15 protein-coding genes are annotated in these 16,552 nt (G+C 65.1%); 2 read left to right on the top strand and 13 right to left on the bottom strand.

Annotated features, from left to right (window positions below):
• Positions 1 to 231 precede the first annotated feature (231 nt).
• The 11 genes from AC5RWO_RS18810 to AC5RWO_RS18760 form a co-directional block, all read right to left on the bottom strand.
• The gene (locus tag AC5RWO_RS18810; RefSeq protein ID WP_498733058.1) at positions 232 to 1,506 is read right to left on the bottom strand and encodes an acyl-CoA dehydrogenase family protein; all 1,275 of its coding nucleotides are present in this window, start codon (positions 1,504 to 1,506) and stop codon (positions 232 to 234) included.
• Entirely contained in the window at positions 1,503 to 2,897 is a 1,395-nt protein-coding gene (locus AC5RWO_RS18805; RefSeq protein ID WP_498733057.1) for an LLM class flavin-dependent oxidoreductase, read from the bottom strand. Before AC5RWO_RS18805 ends, AC5RWO_RS18810 begins: the two co-directional genes overlap by 4 nt.
• Positions 2,894 to 4,651, bottom strand: a complete 1,758-nt coding sequence (locus tag AC5RWO_RS18800) for a dipeptide ABC transporter ATP-binding protein (protein ID WP_498733055.1) — start codon at positions 4,649 to 4,651, stop codon at positions 2,894 to 2,896. The genes AC5RWO_RS18805 and AC5RWO_RS18800 overlap by 4 nt, the downstream gene beginning before the upstream one ends.
• Before the next feature lie 4 nt (positions 4,652 to 4,655).
• A complete protein-coding gene (locus AC5RWO_RS18795; RefSeq protein WP_498733053.1) occupies positions 4,656 to 5,576 on the bottom strand; it encodes an ABC transporter permease in 921 nt (306 codons plus the stop codon).
• Complete coding sequence (locus tag AC5RWO_RS18790; protein WP_498733051.1) at positions 5,573 to 6,580, bottom strand: ABC transporter permease; 1,008 nt, start codon at positions 6,578 to 6,580, stop codon at positions 5,573 to 5,575. The genes AC5RWO_RS18795 and AC5RWO_RS18790 overlap by 4 nt, the downstream gene beginning before the upstream one ends.
• Positions 6,577 to 8,211, bottom strand: coding sequence for an ABC transporter substrate-binding protein (locus AC5RWO_RS18785; RefSeq protein ID WP_498733049.1), 1,635 nt, complete (start codon positions 8,209 to 8,211; stop codon positions 6,577 to 6,579). The genes AC5RWO_RS18790 and AC5RWO_RS18785 overlap by 4 nt, the downstream gene beginning before the upstream one ends.
• Before the next feature lie 275 nt (positions 8,212 to 8,486).
• Positions 8,487 to 9,167 carry a nucleoside/nucleotide kinase family protein gene (locus AC5RWO_RS18780; RefSeq protein WP_498733047.1) on the bottom strand — a complete coding sequence of 227 codons (681 nt, stop codon included), beginning with the start codon at positions 9,165 to 9,167 and terminating at the stop codon, positions 8,487 to 8,489.
• Positions 9,164 to 10,054 (bottom strand): bifunctional 2-polyprenyl-6-hydroxyphenol methylase/3-demethylubiquinol 3-O-methyltransferase UbiG, encoded by an 891-nt coding sequence (ubiG, locus tag AC5RWO_RS18775; RefSeq protein WP_498733045.1) that lies wholly within the window; start codon positions 10,052 to 10,054, stop codon positions 9,164 to 9,166. Before ubiG ends, AC5RWO_RS18780 begins: the two co-directional genes overlap by 4 nt.
• A gap of 199 nt (positions 10,055 to 10,253) precedes the next feature.
• Positions 10,254 to 10,415 carry a hypothetical protein gene (locus AC5RWO_RS18770; protein ID WP_498733043.1) on the bottom strand — a complete coding sequence of 54 codons (162 nt, stop codon included), beginning with the start codon at positions 10,413 to 10,415 and terminating at the stop codon, positions 10,254 to 10,256.
• Between the two features lie 455 nt (positions 10,416 to 10,870).
• Positions 10,871 to 12,478, bottom strand: coding sequence for a flavin-containing monooxygenase (locus AC5RWO_RS18765; protein ID WP_498733041.1), 1,608 nt, complete (start codon positions 12,476 to 12,478; stop codon positions 10,871 to 10,873).
• On the bottom strand, positions 12,478 to 13,449 hold the full coding sequence (locus AC5RWO_RS18760; RefSeq protein ID WP_139004289.1) for an alpha/beta hydrolase: 972 nt from the start codon (positions 13,447 to 13,449) through the stop codon (positions 12,478 to 12,480). The genes AC5RWO_RS18765 and AC5RWO_RS18760 overlap by 1 nt, the downstream gene beginning before the upstream one ends.
• A 202-nt stretch (positions 13,450 to 13,651) precedes the next feature.
• Between AC5RWO_RS18760 and AC5RWO_RS18755 the strand changes: the two genes are divergently transcribed.
• On the top strand, positions 13,652 to 14,317 hold the full coding sequence (locus AC5RWO_RS18755) for a GntR family transcriptional regulator (RefSeq protein ID WP_498733039.1): 666 nt from the start codon (positions 13,652 to 13,654) through the stop codon (positions 14,315 to 14,317).
• Positions 14,318 to 14,467: 150 nt separating this feature from the next.
• Here the strand turns inward: AC5RWO_RS18755 and AC5RWO_RS18750 are convergent, their stop codons facing one another.
• Positions 14,468 to 14,917 (bottom strand): SRPBCC family protein, encoded by a 450-nt coding sequence (locus AC5RWO_RS18750; RefSeq protein WP_498733037.1) that lies wholly within the window; start codon positions 14,915 to 14,917, stop codon positions 14,468 to 14,470.
• A 139-nt stretch (positions 14,918 to 15,056) separates the two neighbouring features.
• Between AC5RWO_RS18750 and AC5RWO_RS18745 the strand changes: the two genes are divergently transcribed.
• Positions 15,057 to 15,770 carry a uracil-DNA glycosylase gene (locus AC5RWO_RS18745; protein WP_498733035.1) on the top strand — a complete coding sequence of 238 codons (714 nt, stop codon included), beginning with the start codon at positions 15,057 to 15,059 and terminating at the stop codon, positions 15,768 to 15,770.
• Here the strand turns inward: AC5RWO_RS18745 and AC5RWO_RS18740 are convergent.
• Positions 15,757 to 16,509 (bottom strand): ArsR/SmtB family transcription factor, encoded by a 753-nt coding sequence (locus AC5RWO_RS18740; protein WP_498733034.1) that lies wholly within the window; start codon positions 16,507 to 16,509, stop codon positions 15,757 to 15,759. The genes AC5RWO_RS18745 and AC5RWO_RS18740 overlap by 14 nt on opposite strands.
• Positions 16,510 to 16,552: the final 43 nt, after the last annotated feature.

The following is a 16,552-nucleotide window of genomic DNA, read 5'->3' as shown; positions in this document are numbered from 1 at the left end:
GTCCACATGCCTTACGGTGTAAACTCATGCTAAGCATGCTTACTAAGCGCCCGCAATGACGATCCCCAAATTGGTTCGCAAGTTTTTAGCGAAGTAGCCGCGCAGGATCAGCCCGAATAGTGCTTGCCCGGCTAATCCGGGAACCACTGGGAAACGACGACGGCGGGGGTGCCGGCCGGGTTCTTTAGCTCGGCGAACACCCCCGCCACGTTGTTGTGACTCTCGTACCCGTCAGGCGGTTCCGGAACGCCAGACGAACTCGGGGACGGAGCCGTTGATCTTCCAGTCGCCCACCACGCGGGACTTGTAGACCACGGGGTTGTGCGAGGAAATGACCCGGGCGTTGCGCCAGTGGCGGTCCAGCTGCAGGTCTGACTTTGTGGCGGACGCACCCAAGGCATCAAACAACGACGACGACGCGCGCTGGGCAAGGTCGGTCACCACGATCTGGGCCTGGGAGGAGCCGAACTCCACTTGGAGGACGGCTTCCTCGAACGAAGGACTCTTTGCGCCCTGGGCAGCGGGGCGGAGGTCGAAGGCCTCCTGCAGCAGTTCGGCGACCCGCAGTGTGGCTGCCTCTGCCGCGAACGCCTGGGCGGAGATCTCACCCACAATCTGCTGGATCTGGATGTCCTCGCTGGGCCGGACGCCGTTGCCGTGGCTGAACACGCGCGTGCGCTCGCGAACCGCCTCGGAAACGTCGCGGACCACGCGTTGGGTGATGCCGGCCAGGGTGGCGACGTGGATGAGCTGGTAGACGCCGGTGGCGTACGGCGCCTGCTCGGTTTCCACCAGGATGTCGGAGGCGGGGACATCCACATCGTCGAAAACCGTTGTTCCGGAGGCGGTCAGGCGCTGCCCGAAGCCGTCCCAATCGTCGTGGATGGTGACGCCCGGCGCATCCGCTCGGACCAAGGCGATGACGTCCCTGCCGTCCGCGGTCCGGGCGCCGGTCTGGATCCAGTCCGCATAGAGGCTGCCGGTGGTGTAGTACTTGGTGCCGTTGACGCGGAAGTTTTCGCCGTCCGGCTCGATGGTGGTGCCCACACCGCCCACAGCCACGGGGCCGGTTTCGGTCCAGGCGTTGCCCAGAATCTGGCCTTCGCCCACCCGACGCAACCACTCGGCGTCGTTAGTGTAGAGCCGCCCCTCCACAAAGGCGATGTGCGAGCGCAAGGCCTGGGCGAGGTTGGACTCCGCGGCGGCCAGCTCGATCAGCAGCCGGAAGAACTGCACCGCGGTGGCCCCGTCGCCGCCAAATTCCCGCGGCACCCGGACCGCGCCGAAGCCGGCCGCCGCCAGATCGTCGATCTGCCGGTGCAGCAGCACCCGGTTCGTCTCCCGTCCAGCGGCCCCGGCCGCGATGGACTCGAAGACCGGCCGGTACTTGGCCGCCAGCTCGGCGTAGGTCGGGGCAGCATCGGCCGGCACAGAGCCGGCGAGAGCGGGGGAAAACGGCGCGGTTGCCGAGGCGCGGAGCGGCGCGGTCGTCTGGGTGGCACTCATACGGTGATCTCCTCACGGCGGAACGCGCCGCGGTAGGCGGCGCCGGGATGGGTGGCGGGCAGCCGCGGGCCGTTGCCCGGGAAGAGGCGTTCGCGCAGCGTGCGCTCGGACTCCGAGTACGCCGTGCGGTAGCGGCCGCGCTTCTGCAACTCGGGGACCAGGAGTTCGACGACGTCGGTGAAAGTTCCAGGGGAGAGGAACTGGACAATGTTGAACCCGTCCACATCCGTGGCGTCCACTATCTCCTCGATCCGGTCCGCTACCTGCTCCGGGGTGCCGGCAATGAAGAATTCGTCATTGCGCGGGTCGGAGAGCGTGTCGATCAGTTCGTGCGCCCGCTTGCGGCCCGCTCCGGTGGCGAACTCGGCCTCCATGGACTGGGCATGGTCGCGGCCCACGTACTGCAGGTACTCGTCCGTCTCCAGTGAGGCAACGTCGATCCCGGAGGAGCCGCCGAAGTGCACCAAGTGGCCTTCGACATCGCGCAGCCGCACCACCTCTTCGACCTTGCGCGCTACCTCGGCTTCGGTCTCGCCGAGCACGATGTTCAGCGAGGCCAGCGCCTTGACCGCGTTGCGTCCGCGGCCGGCGGCCTCGGCCCGCTCGCGCAGGTCCCGCACGTCCGCGGCCACGCGCTGGACGGTCCGCGAGCTGACGAAGACGGCTTCGGCGTGCCGGGCGGCGAAGTCCTTGCCGCGCTCGGAGGATCCCGCCTGGTAGATCACCGGCGTGCGCTGCAGCGAGGGTTCGGACAAGTGCGGCCCGTCCACCGTGAAGAACCGGCCGGCATGGCCGATCTCGTGCACGCCGTCGGTCTCGGTGTAGACCCGCCGCTCCCGGTCGCGCACCACGGCGCCGTCGTCCCAGGAACCCTCCCACAGCTTGTAGGAGACGTCGAGGTATTCCTCCGCGATGTCGTAGCGGTCATCGTGCTTGATGTGCGCGGGCAGACCGAAGTTGCGCGCGGCATCCGGCAGGTACCCGGTGACCACGTTCCACGCCACCCGGCCCTTGGTCAGGTGGTCCAGCGTGCTCAGCCGCCGGGCGTTGCCGAACGGCGGTTCGTAGGTGGTGGAGAACGTGACCGCGAAACCGAGGTTCCGGGTCACGGCCGCCATCGCTGGGACCAGCAGGTACGGATCATTGTTGGGCACCTGCAAACCACGTTCGACGGCCGGGCCCCGGCTGCGGCGGTACACGTCATAGGTGCCGACCACGTCGGCCAGGAAGATCGCGTCGAACAGGCCGCGTTCCAGTAGCTGCGCGGTTTCGGTCCAGTACTCGATGTCCGTGTACTCGTGCCGGCGGTTGTCCGGATGCACCCACAGCCCGTGGTTGATATGGCTGACGGTGTTCATCTCGAACCCGTTGAAATGAATCTCTTTGCTCATGATGCCTCCTTGGCGGCGAGTCCGCGGGCGGGCAGGTCCGGCACGGCGGCCAGCAGCTGCCGGGTGTAGTCGATCTGCGGGTTGGTGAAAATGTCCGCGGCGGTGCCGGATTCGACCACCTTGCCGTCCTTCATGACCAGGACATCGTCGCTGACATGGTGGATCACGCCGAGGTCATGGCTGATGAACAGGTAGCTCAGCCCGAGCTGTGACTGCAGGTCCGCCAGGAGGTCCAACACCTGCGCCTGGATGGAAACGTCCAGGGCGGAGACCGGCTCGTCCAGCAGCAGCACGCGCGGCTGGAGCGCGAGCGCCCGGGCGATGGCCACGCGCTGGCGCTGCCCGCCGGACAGGGTGAGCGGGCGCCGGTTGAATAACGACGGCGGCAGCCCCACCTGGTCGAGCAGCGTCACCGCCCGCTCGGTGCGGTCGCCGGACGTGCCGATGGAGCCGGCCTCCAGGGCATCGGTGATGACCCGGCCGACGCTGAAACGCGGGTCGAAGGAGCTCAGCGGATCTTGGTTGACCAGCTGGATGTCCGGGCGGTGCCGGCGTCGTTGTTCCTCGGAGACCTGGTCTGCGCCGGTGCCGGACCAGGCGAACCCGCCGAGGATCACGCTGCCCGCGTCCGGCTGGGTCAGCCCCAGGGCAATGCGCGCGGTGGTGGACTTGCCGGAGCCGGATTCGCCCACGATGCCCAGGGTTTTGCCGCGCTCCAGCGTGAAGGACACCCCATCGACGGCAGTACGGCGGGTTCCGCCGGGGCCGGGGTAGGACTTGACGAGGTCGCGGGCCACGATGGCCGGCGCCGTTTCGGAGAACTCCGTGGTCCTGCCCGGACTTCCGGAAAGGGAGGCAACGGCGACGGGAGCGCCGGCGGAGAGCCGGCGGCCCTTGGCCGCGCCGGAGGGGATGGCATCGATCAGTGCCCGGGTGTATTCGTGCCGCGGATTGGACAGCACTTCGGCGGCGCGGCCGGATTCGACGATCCGCCCGCCCTGCATCACGGCGATCTCGTCCGCCAGATGGGAGACCACGGCCAGGTCATGCGAGATGAAAACCAGCCCGCGGCCCTGTTCCTTCAGCCCCGCCAGCAGCTCCAGGATCTGCGCCTGGACCGTGGCATCCAGCGCCGTGGTCGGCTCGTCGGCGATCACCAGCTGCGGATTGAGCACGGTGGCCTGAGCGATCAGCGCGCGCTGGCGCAGGCCGCCGGAGAGCTCGCCGGAACGCTGCTTGGCGCGTATTTCCGGATCAGGGATGCCTGCATCTCGCAGTGCCTGGTGCACCCGCTCCAGCCGTGCGGCCTTGCCCCGGACACCGTGGGCACGCAGCGCCTCGTCGATCTCCTGGCCTACAGTACGCAGCGGATCCAGCGAGACCAGTGCGTCCTGCAGCACGTAGCCGATGTCCTTGCCGCGCAGCCCGCGCCACTGCCGCTCGGACAATTTCAAGGCGTTCCTGCCCGGCACGTCCAGCCGTCCGGCGGTGACCTTGGCGTTCGCAGCGTTCAGGCCCACCAACGTGCGGGCGGTGACCGTCTTGCCGGAGCCGGATTCGCCCACCAACGCCAGCGCTTTGCCCGGCGCCAGCGCCAGCGAGACGTCCTTGACCACGTCCACCATGCCTCGCGGCGTGGCGAAGGAGACGTTCAGGCCTTCGATGTTGAGCAGCGAGTTGGCTTCGCCTGCGGAACCGGCGGGTACTGCGGAAGCTGAGCCCCCGCCGTCGTTGTTTGTGCGGTAATCAGTCATGATCCTAAACCTCTGCTTCGAGCCGCTGCTGCAGGTGACGCCCCACCACGGTGGTGGTCAGCGCGGCGAGGGTGATGAAGATGCCGGGGAAGGCGGCGATCCACCAGGCGATCTGGATGTAGTTGCGCCCGTCCGCCAGCATCGCGCCCCACTCGGCCGCCGGCGGCTGCGCGCCCAGGCCGAGGAAGCTCAGCGAGGACGCCCAGACGATCGCCTGGCCCACGCCCAGGGTAGCCAGCACAAACAGCGGCCGGATGACGTTGGGAACGATGGTGTGCCACAGGATGTGCCGGCGGGAGCGGCCGAGCGAGCGCGCGGTCTCCACGTAGGGCGCGGCGATGACCTGCAGCGTCTGCGTGCGGAGCATGCGGGCGTAGCCCGGGGCCGTGCCTACGCCGACGGCGATCGCCGCGGTGACCACGCCGGTGCCCGAAACGGCGATGACAATCAGCGCCAGCAGCAGGCCGGGGAAGGCGAAGAGGATCTCGACGAAGCGGCAGATCGCCGAGTCCAGCCACTTGCCGGAGACCCCGGCGGTGATGCCGAGCAGCCCGCCGAGCACCAGCCCGATGGCGGTGGCGGCCAGTCCCAGCAGCAGCGACTGTCCGGTGCCGGCGATGACCCGGGAGAAGACGTCGCGCCCGTTCTGGTCGGTGCCGAAGAGATGCTCCGCGTTCGGCGCGGTGAAGGCGCCGGCCGGGTCGATGATGTAGGGATCCTTGACCGTCAACAGCGAAGGAACGACGGCGGCCAGCACCAGGAAGGCCAAGACCGCCGCGGCAATCCACACGCCGATCGGGGTGCCGCGGAGGCCGCGCAGCACCGCGGTGGTGCGGGTCCGGCCGCGTCCGTTGTCAGGCTTGCCGGGCTGGTCGCCGCCGGGCAGCGGCGTCCGGGTGGTAGTGGGTTCAAGTGCCACGCTCATGCGCCGGCCCCCTTGTCATTGGTGCGGGGATCGATCACGCGGTACAGCACGTCGACCACCAGGTTCACGAGGATGTAGACCGTGGCGATGATGAACACCACGGCCAGAGTGATGGGCAGGTCCCGGTTGATGATGGCGTCCACCAGGGAGCGGCCCAGGCCGGGGCGGGCGAAGATGATCTCCGCGACCACGGCCGAGCTGACCAGCGAGCCGACCGCCCAGGCGGAGAGCGTCAGCCCCGGCAGGATGGCGTGCCGCAGGGCATGGCCCACGCGGACGGCCAGATCGGACAGGCCGCGGGCCCGTGCGGAGAGCACAAACGGCTGCGCCAGCGCGTCCTCGAAGGAGGAGCGGGTGACCTGGGCGATGAAGCCGGCCAGCGGAATGCCCAGCGCCAGGGCCGGGAGCACCAGGGACTTGAAGCCGTCGTCGCCGGCCACCGGGAACCAGCCCAGGATGACGGCGAAGACCACGGCCAGCATGATGCCCACCCAGAACGGCGGCAGCGCGGCGAAGAAGACCTCGGTGCCGCGGCCGACGCCGTCCAGCACCCGGCCGCGTCCCACGGTCAGCAGGGTGAACGCCAGCGCGATGGCCCAGGCGAAGACCAGTGCCAGGCCAGCCAGCTGGAAGGTGGGCAGGATCTGCGGGCCGAGGATGTCCAGCACCGGAACCTTGAACACGTACGAGGTGCCGAAGTTGCCGGTGGCCAGCCCTGCCAGGTAGTTGACGTACTGGATGAGGACCGGCTGGTCCAGCCCGTACTGGGCCTCGACCGCGGCCACGGTTGCGGCGGACGGGGCGGCGCTGTGTCCGCCCAGGATGGTGGTGACGGGATCGCCGGGCACCAGCCGCAGGACAAAGAACGTCAGCGTTACCGCGGCCCAGAGGACAAACAGGCTGCCCGCTGCGCGCCTGAGGATCACCTGCCCGGTGGAGCCGGCGGTCGCCGTCGTTCGTGGAATTTCGGTATGCGAAGTGCGGGCTTGCGTTGCCGTGCTCATGATGCGTTCACCGCCGTGACGTCGTAGATATAGGGGAGGGACAGGCTCGGTTCCAGCGTCAGGTTGGCGAACCGGTCCTGGCGCAAGGCCAGCTGGCTGGTCTGGTTGTAGAGCGGAAGCTGGAGGGCGTTCTCGCTGACAATCTGCTGGGCCCGGTAGTACAGGTCGGCGCGGATGTCCGGATCATCGGTGGCCAGGGCCTCGTTGACGATCCGGTCGAACTCCTTATTGCTGAAGCCGGAGCCGTTGGGGACGAAGCCCGCGGACTTCATGTACTCAGTGGAGAAAACGATCCGCAGCACGTCCGCCGTGTTGGTGTTCCAGTAGCCGGCGCGCAGGTCGTATTCGAAGTTGTTGTACTTCTCCGACGACGACGCGAAGTCCTGGTTCTCAATCCGCACGTCGAAGCCGCGCTGCTTGGCGCTGGCCTGGATCTGCGTGACCAGGGCCGCGTGCGCTGTGGGCCACGCTGCCGGGGTGTAGGGCAGGACCACGGTCAGCCGTTTGCCGTCCTTGATCCGGTAGCCCTGCTCGTCCCGCCCGGTCCAGCCGGCCTCGTCCAGTAGCCGGTCCGCTTCTGCGGGGTCCGGGAGGTATGCGTCCTCGAAGTCGGGCGAGTAGAAACCGGTGGTGCTGGCCAGCGGTCCGCCCGCCTTGGTCACCGTTCCGAAGTAGACACTGTTGATGCCGGCTTCCACGTACACGCTGTGCAGGAAGGCCTTGCGCACCTTGATGTCGTCGAACGGGGCACGCGTGGTGTTGAGCATCAGGTTGGTCGGGTTGCCCGGCCGGTCCTGCAGCACCAGCTGCACCTTCTTGTCCGCCTCCGCCTCGGCGAAGTGCACCGATGGCATCAGATCCAGCGCGTCCACCTGCCCTGCGCGCAGCAGTCCGTACCGGGTGGAATCTTCCGGCACGATCAGCCATTCCAGGTTTTTGATGTGCGCCGGGCCCTCATGCTGGGCGAACGGCGGGGCCGAGTTGTAGTCCTCGTTGCGCACCAGGGAGACCTTGGACTGCGGAATGTAGTCCACAATCTTGTACGGGCCGGTGCCCACCGGCGAGATGCAGTTCTCCGCCTGCGGCCGCTTGAGCGCAGTGGGGGACTCGATACCGAGGAACGGCTGGGCCAGCACTTCCAGGAAGGCCGCGTACGGCCGGTTCAGGGTGACCTGCGCCGTGGTCTCGTTGATGACCTCGGTGCTTTCATACGGCTTGAGGTAGCCGCCTGCGGTGCCGGACTGCGTGTCCGGATCCACCATGTGGTCCAGGTTCGCCTTGACCGCCTCGGCCGTGAATTTGGTGCCGTCGGTGAAGTAGACGTCGTCGCGGACCGTGAACGTGTACGTCAGCCCGTCCTCGGAGACCTCCCAGGACTCGGCGAGCCACGGTTGGATCTTGCCGTCCTTGTCCTGCGACACCAGCGAATCAAGGTAGTTGGCGGCGAGCGACGCCTGCGGCATGTCTCCGTTGACGTGGGGATCCAGGCAGGAGATGTCCTTGCCGGTGGCGAAAACAAAGGTGTCGGTTTCATCGGGCTGGGCGCTCGCGGCGCCGCCGCAACCGGTAAGGGCCAGGACAACGACGGCGGCAAGGGCCGTGGGTGCCCAGGGGGCTTTGCGTAATGTCATGTTCTCGGGTTCTTCCGTCCGGCCCGTTAAACGGCTCGCCGGAGGCACCCGAACATTCGGGGACTGCACTCACCGGCTAGTGTTCAACGAAGCTTGCGTCGCCTCGTGGCAGTTACCGTCCTTTGGGGACGTACCGAGGAATCTACCGGCGCTTGCGAGGGCAGGAAATATTTCTGAAGCGCAGTGACTTTGCGCGTCAGCAGCATGACGTCACATGACTTCGCATGACGGGGCTGGCGAAAAATGCCGCAGAAAGAGGCCGTGGGGACAGGGGATCAGGCCAGGATGATGAGGAGGTCTGCTTGGTCCTGAGTGGCACGAACCAACTCGGCATTCGGCTCGTCCACGTCGCGTACCCAGGCTTCGGCGGTTTCCGGCGATTTACCAAAAGCGATGTGCCGTTCAACCAGTTGCCGGATACGGACTTGGTCTTCCTGCTCGACGTACCAGACCTCTGTGCACTGCTCGCGGACTTGCCGCCAGCCGGGCTCCTCCAGCAGAAGGTAGTTGCCCTCGGTGAGTACTGTGTGTGCCGAGGGAAAGACGGGAACGCGGCCTGCCAAGGGTTGCTCGAGAGTCCGCTCGAAACCAGGAGCGTAAACGGTGTTGCACCGATCACGCCGAAGCCGCCGGAGCAGTTCGGCATAGCCGTACACGTCAAAGGTCTCCGGCGCGCCCTTACGAGCTAACAACCCCAGCCGTTGCAGCTCGGCGTCGGCGAGGTGGAAGCCATCCATCGGGACGTGCGCGAACCGCTGCTGTTCGGGATCGGGAGCCCCCGCGTTCAGCAGGGCCAGCAGGTTTTCCGTGAGGGTGCTCTTGCCCGCGCCCGGCTCACCGACGATGCCAATAATGGTCCGCCCGCGAGGGGGTGGCCGGTCCTCGGCCGCGGCTCGTTCCTCGCTTGCCGCGGCTACAAGCCGCTCGATCCGGTCGGCCAGTTCCTGCAGCCTCATTCGCCAGCCTCGGACGCCCCGTTGGGTTCCCGGTTCCGGCGCTTCACCGCATACCCCATATAAGAGAGGGCTGTGCTCCTGACCGGTCCGAAGTCCAGCCTGCGGCTGAGCTCGCCGTACGTGATGCGGCCGAGCCGGGCCTGGACTAGGCCGCGCAGCATGACCAGCGGGTTCGCGCGCGGCGCCAGACCGGACAGACAGGCAGGTTCCAATCCGGTACCTATTAATAGGGAAGCCAGTTCGTTTGGTTTGACGAACTTGTCCCAAACGTGGAGCTCCGTGTCGATTATACGGGTGAACTGCCACTCCTGCATGAGCTTGATGGCCAGGATGCGGCTCGTTGCGGTCCGGTTGATCGTGTCGAACAAGTACACGCCTCCCGGTTTCATCACCCGAGCGGTCTCCGCCAGCACCTGCGGCAGATCGGCAACATGCTCGAGCACATCGCAACAGTAAACGACATCGAAGGCCCTGTCCTCCAGCGGCAGCTGTTCGCCGGCGCCAAGCTGGTATCGGATCCGAAGCCCGCTGGTTTCCGCATGCGCCCTGGCCGCTTCAATCGCGACGGCGGACGGGTCCACACCGACGACGTCGAACCCCAAGCGGGCAAATTCCTCGGCCAGCAGACCGGCGCCGCAGCCCACGTCGAGCGCCTTCACGCCTGCGCCGATGGGTTGGGCAACGGCAGACTCGTCGGGCGGGAAAGTGGCTTTGGCCAACCTGCCGCCCTCATGGCCTAGCTCGCGCTGCAGGACTTCACGGAAGTAGGCCATCCGTGCGGGAGTAAGACTGCCGTGCAGCAGGTTGAGCGGGTTCTCTTCATCCCACCAGGAAGAACCCAGCCTGTTGTAAACGTCGTTGTCGATCGGCCCGCTGCTCCCCGCCATAGCAGGAGCATAGCGGCCTCTGTCCGTTGTCAGGCTGGATCTACGGGATCGACGGGCCTTTTCCTGAGCCACGGCTCGGTGGCCAACCGGCATGCCGCTTCCATAGAAGCCGTCCTGATGCTGGCCAAGGATGGGCAGAGCCCGGGCGATCCAAGGCCCGGGCTCCCACCCGGTCTCCGGTTGAGGAACCGGTCCCCAATTAGTGCTTTTTGGGCACCTTGATGAACGGCGAGATCACCACGCCGAGGGTGGCCAGGATTGCACCAATGATGAACGAGGTGTGGGCGCCCGAGAACAGTGCGTGAGCCAGGTCCGAGCCTGCCTCCAGTTTGGATGCCGAGAGCAGGGACATGACGGTCACGAGGATGGTGGTGCCGATGGCGCCCCCCCCCCGAGCTGCTGGCTGGTCAGATGCGTGCACTGTTGGTAGCAGAAATGATGACCTGCACCTGGCGTGTGGCATGGCAGTGCTTTGCCCAGGAAGAGCGTGCCGGCAATGGATCGAACCCGGCTGGATTGTTCGACAAGGCCGTTGCCTATCTGACTGAGATCACCTCAGCCAGTGCGGCAGGGGGCTCGCAGCAGGCTGACGGGCCGCTCGCCCCAGCGTGATGGTCACGTCGCTGCCGGGCACGGTTCCGAGGTGGGCGTCCACCCAGGCGGCGTCGTGTTGGACGTTCGCAATGATGGTGATTGCGTACCTGCCTCCTGGATGCCCGTCGGGGTCTCACGTTTTAGTGGCAGGAAAAGAAGGGAAAACGACGGCGGCAGGTGGGCTGCCGCCGTCGTCCTCCCATTAACAGGGTGATTAGTAGATCAGGCGAGAACGAAACCTTCGTAGGCCCTTGCGGCTACCTCATCGCATTTAGCGCGGTAGGCGCCCACGCCGCCGACATAGGGCATAAAAACGCGGGGTTTGCCCGGGACATTGGCACCCAGGTACCAAGAGTTCGCCTGTAGAAAGAGCGTCATCTCCGCCACCGCATTCACGTGCTCCACCCACTCGTCCTCTGCCTCGGGAACCGGTTCTGAGGAGGTCAGTCCATTGCTGTCCAAGTAGGCTATGTGGTCTGAAATCCAGTCCACATGCTGCTCGATGGATGTGATCATATTGCTCAGGACCGACGGGCTGCCCGGACCGGTCACCGTGAACAGATTCGGGAACCCGGCGACGGACAGGCCGAGGTAGGCTCGAGGTCCGGCCTCCCACTTTTCCCGCAGCGAGACACCGTCACGGCCCCGGATGTCGATGCCGAGCAGGGCGCCCGTCATGGCGTCGAAACCGGTGGCAAAGACGATGGCATCCAACTTGTACTCCTTGTCAGCCGTACGCAGCCCGTCCGGGGTCAAATCCTGGATGGGGGACTTGCGCACATCGATCAAGGAGACGTTGTCCCGGTTATAGGTGTCGTAGTAATCCGTGTCGACGCAGATGCGCTTGGTGCCCACCGGATGGTCATACGGCTTGAGGATGCGCGCGGTTTCGGGATCTTGAACGATCTCATCGATTTTGATACGGATGTACTCGGCCACCGTGTCGTTGGCTTCCTTGCTGATCGCTAGATCGGAGAAACACTGTCCTAACCGGAAACCGCCGAGCGTCCAATGCTCGTCGAACACCCGCTGACGGTCCTCCGGGGGAGCTTCCAAAGCGGAGTCAGGCCCGGGAGGGAAGGGCAGACCAGTGGGAGTGTGCTTGGCGTCCTCGCGGATCTTGCGGTAGTTCGCCTTGACATCCTGCCAGAGCTTCTGGTCCAGCGGTCCGTTGTTGGCAGGCACGCTGAAGTTCGGGGTGCGCTGGAAGACGTTCAGGTGCTCAGCCTGCCGCGCAATTTCTGGAATGGACTGGATCCCCGAAGATCCCGTACCAATCACACCAACACGTTTGCCTGTGAAATCGACACCTTCGTGCGGCCAGTCACCGGTGTGGTAGACCTTCCCGGTGTAGGTGTCCAGCCCGGCGAAGTCCGGAATTCGGCTGGTCGATAGGCAGCCGGTGGCCATAATGCAGAATCGCGCCGTCGTCTCTTCCGCGCCACGCGGCCCGGCGGACGATACGCGCCAGAGCCCGGCACCGTCGTCATAATTTGCTGATGTGACGGTGGTGTCCAGCTCAATGTCACGGCGCAGATCGTAGCGGTCTGCCACGTGGTTGAGGTAACGGAGCAATTCCGGCTGGGCCGGATAACGCTCCGTCCACTCCCAATCCTGTTCCAGCTCCGGGTCAAAGGAAAAGGAATAGTAGGGGCTTTCCACATCGCAGCGGGCGCCCGGGTAACGGTTCCAATACCAGGTTCCGCCTACACCGTCCCCTTTTTCGAAGACGACGGCGGAAAGGCCTTGTCCGCGCAGCTTGTGCAGCATGTACAGGCCGGCGAATCCTGCTCCAACAATGACGGCGTCTACTCCGCGTGGGGTGTTCATCAGGCCTCCACCGACGCAGTTGTTTCCGCGGCGCTGACGGAGATATCCTTCACGCGGTCTGCCACCAAATCCATGACGGCAGCGCTGGCCGGCAGCACATTGACCATGGAGAAGAAACCGTGCATTTGGCCTGGCCACCGGTGGAACTGGACGTCGACGCCGGCTTCCTGAAGACGCTGGGAGTAGGCCTCGCCCTCGTCGCGCAGGACATCGTGGGCGGCCGTGACCACCAGTGCCGGGGGCAGGCCCTGCAGGCTTTCGGCCCGCAAGGGGGAGGCGTGGGGATGGGCACGATCCTCCGGAGTGGGGGCGTAGTGGTCCCAGAACCAGACCATGAATTCCTTGGTCAGCAGGGTCTGGTTTTCCGGCTCGTCGTAGGAGAGGCGGGTGAAGTCTGCGTCAGTGACTGGATAAATGAGCATCTGGCCAGCGATTCTGGGGCCGTTTTCGTCCCGCGCACGCAGCGCCATCACGGCAGAAAGGTTGCCGCCGGCACTGTCGCCGCCGACAAACAGCGGCGCGCCGGCGTTGGCTAGCTCTTCACGATGCTCATCGGCCCACTTCAAGGCAATCCAAGAATCTTCGACGGCGGCAGGGAACCGCTTTTCGGGAGCCTTGCGGTAATTCACCAGGACGACCGTGTTTCGGGTTTTCTCTGCCAGCTGGCGACCCAACGTGTCATAGCCGTCGATGTCGCCGACCACCCAGCCGCCACCATGTAGATAGACGAATACTCCAGTCGGGGCGGAATTGGGGACATGGACTCGGATGGCGAATTCTTCGCCGTCGTAGCTGACCAACTGATGGTCCTCGGTCCGGTGCATTTCCGGACCTTCCCCGAACATCGCATTCATGGCCGCGGACGTGGCACGGGCTTCAGCCGGTTCCATTTCCCACATGGGTTTGGCTTCCGGTCCAGCAGCTTCTGCTGCTGCGGCCAGGAACTTTACGGTTGCTTCATCAAGCGCCATTTTCAATCTCTCTTCGTTGAGTGGATTGCTGGTCCTGCATTTTTAGTGGTGCAGGTCACAACACTATAGAATGCATTGTTCTTGAATGTGAAGAGGTTCCATGCGGATATTTCCTGAAAGACCGCACGCGGTACAGTGAATGCGCGCCGTGCTTCTGCTCTGGCGTCAGGTAGCGGACAGGAGACCGGACGGAGGCAGGCAGGTGGACTTTGAATTGCCGCTCTCGCGGAAGGATGCCGTGGTTCAGCAGCTCCGCGACGAGATACTCTTTGGTGCTTTGGCCCCGCGGGCTGCGATCAAGGACGCAGAGCTGGCGGCCCGGTTGGGGGTCAGCGTCACGCCCGTGAGGGAAGCCATCACACAGCTAATCAGCGAGGGCTTCATTGAGGCTTTGCCGAACAAACGGCGTCGCGTTGCCGCATTGACGCAGAAGCAGGCAATTGACCTGATGGATGTCTTGGGAGCCGTGTTTGTTGCAGGTCTCGAGCGTGCCGATGGCAAGGTCTCCGACGAGTGGCTCGAGGACTTCAAGCGTTCGGTGGCCGACTTCGGCGCAGCTCTGGGCTCGGGCGACATGCAAACTTCGGGACCAGCCTTCGGGCGGATTGTGAAGTTGGTTTTTGATGCTGCCGGTAACGACGAACTGCATGCCGTTATGGATCAGGTCATGCTGCGCTCCCTGCGGCGGATCCAGCTTTACCCCTCCCAACATTTGTTGCCGCTGTGGAGCGAGGCATTTTCCGATGTGGCCGATCTCTTGACGATCGGAAAGCATGCTGCGGCCGTCGACCGAATGCGCCGCTTCTTTGCAGAGCTTGTGGCTGCAATGCATCGCGACCGCAACGATGAGGAACTGGTCGGCCCGTAGCTGGGCACGCCTGGGAATGCCACGTCTCTGCGTCGGGATCGCAGCTCGCGAGATGGCTCGTCGCAGCTTTTGAAGGCATCCGTCCGAGATGGTGGTGTGCCTTTGCCGTTTCAAGCGGTCACCTGGACGTGGTGCTGGTGCCGCTTACGCTCAGCCTGTGGCGGGACGCGCTTCGAGAATCGACTTGATCCGGGCCAGATCCTTCCCGTTGGCCTTTCTCATCATCATCCCCATGAAGGGTGCGGCCAGCCGGGAGAAGGCTGTCGGTTCGCCGTTGTTGCGCAGCGTCATTCGCGTGTTGGCCCCGTCTACCTCGGTCCAGGTGTAAGTGGTCTGCATCGGGAAGGGGCCCTGGGCTGTGCGCATCACCAGTTTTTCGAGCGGGCGGAACTCGACGATCTCGTAAGTGTAGGAGAGGTGGCGGCCGAGGAAGGCGGCGTCGAAGGCGATGCGGGATCCAACCGAGAGCGGACGGGGCGTTTCCCAGCGGGCCGAGGCTATGTTCTGGTACCACTCCGGGGCGTTGTCCGGATCAGCCGCATATTCGGCAACCGTCTTGCGCGGGGCAGCAATGACTATTTCGGTGGTGACGTCGACCATGCTTCAGACTCCCATATCGGGGCCGGGCGGGCCACCTGAAGACCCTCGGACACTATGGTTGAGGAGTCAGAGCAACGAACGACGGCGTGCTCGCGGGAGTGGCTGGGCGCGTTGCAACGGACGGGAGGACTTGAGGAATTTGGCCACAGACGCACAGGAAATCCAGGTCTTCATCGAAAAGCTTGCCCGGTTGCCCGTCGGGGCGAGCAGCTGTAACTTCTTCGACCACTCCAGGCCGGAGAACGCCGTCCGACGGCGCAACCTGCAGCTGTACCTGCAGGACATGTTGGAGCGCCGGCCCAAGGTCCTGCTGGTGGGGGAGGCCCCCGGTTACCGGGGCATGCGGTTGACCGGAGTTCCGTTCACCAACCGCGATATTCTGCAGAGCCGCGAGGGCTACTTCGGGCTTTTCGGGCCGGACAAGGGCTATATCGTGCCCGCCGAAGCAACATCGGTTGCAGCAGAACCGACGGCCACGGTGATGTGGGACGTGCTCGCCGGCCTGGATTTCCTGCCGCTGCTCTGGAGCGCCTACCCGCTGCATTCGCACCAGCCCGGCCGGCCGTTGTCGAACCGCGCACCGTCGGCCGCCGAAGCGTTGGCCGGGCGTCCGTTCTGGCAGGAGTTGGCGCGGCTGTTCGCGGTGGAGTCCGTGGTGGCGGTGGGTAACGTGGGCTTCCGCAGCGTCAGCGCCAGCGGACTGTCCGTTCCCAAAGTGCGCCATCCGGCCCACGGCGGCAAGGTCAAGTTCCGGGACGGTCTGCAGGAGCTTCTTGCCGCCGGGATGGATGGCGGACGGGCGGATCCAGCGCCAAGGGGCCGGGAGCCGCTTTCGCGGATCACGTATACATAAGCGATCCCGGGGTGGTGAGCACTTCGCCGGTTTCCAGCCAGGTCTTCAGCCCGGAGAGGATCATCGGCCAGCCGCCGTACAGCTGATCGTTGGCGCCCTCGCGCAGCTGGTCGTGCGTGACGGTCAGCCGGCAGGAGTCTGCCACCTGCTCGATTTCCCATGTGATCCGGGAGGTCCCTTCGGCTTCGACGTCCTCGCCCCAGAGTGCGCGCATACTCTGCACGAGACGGCGCGGCGGGTCAATCTCCAGGATTTCGCCTTCGCTCAGCGGGCCGTCGGCCTTCGGGTTGGTCATCCGGTAGGTCGAGCCAACCTGCCAGTCGGTTTCGATCCGGTTGCCGAAGATGTACTTGCTTCTGGTCTCGCTGTCCGTGATCGCTTCCCACAGCCGTGCCGGGGTGGTGCGGATATAGATCTCGAAGATCTTTTCCATCGGAGTTTCCAATCGTGTCTTGAGCTCGCTGAGGCCAGCGGCCCACGGTTCTGCGTACTTGCCCACCCACCGGTCGTGGATGAGACGGATCGGCACCGGATTCAGGAAATGGAGCTTTTCGCGGCCTCTGCGCCGCGTGACCACCAGGCCTGCTTCTTCGAGCTGTTTCAGGTGCTTCATGACACCGAAGCGCGTGATGTCGAACTGCGCTTCAAGGGCGCTGAGCGTCTGCCCGTCCTCGCGGAAGAGTTCGTCCAACAGGGCCCTGCGGGTTGGATCTGCGAGGGCTTTAAACACCGCGTCCACGTATTAATAATAGGTGACCATTTGGTCACATGTCGAGGGTGCG

This window comes from Arthrobacter sp. B055-34, from assembly GCF_059090425.1.
This window is presented reverse-complemented; position numbering and strand designations above follow the sequence as displayed.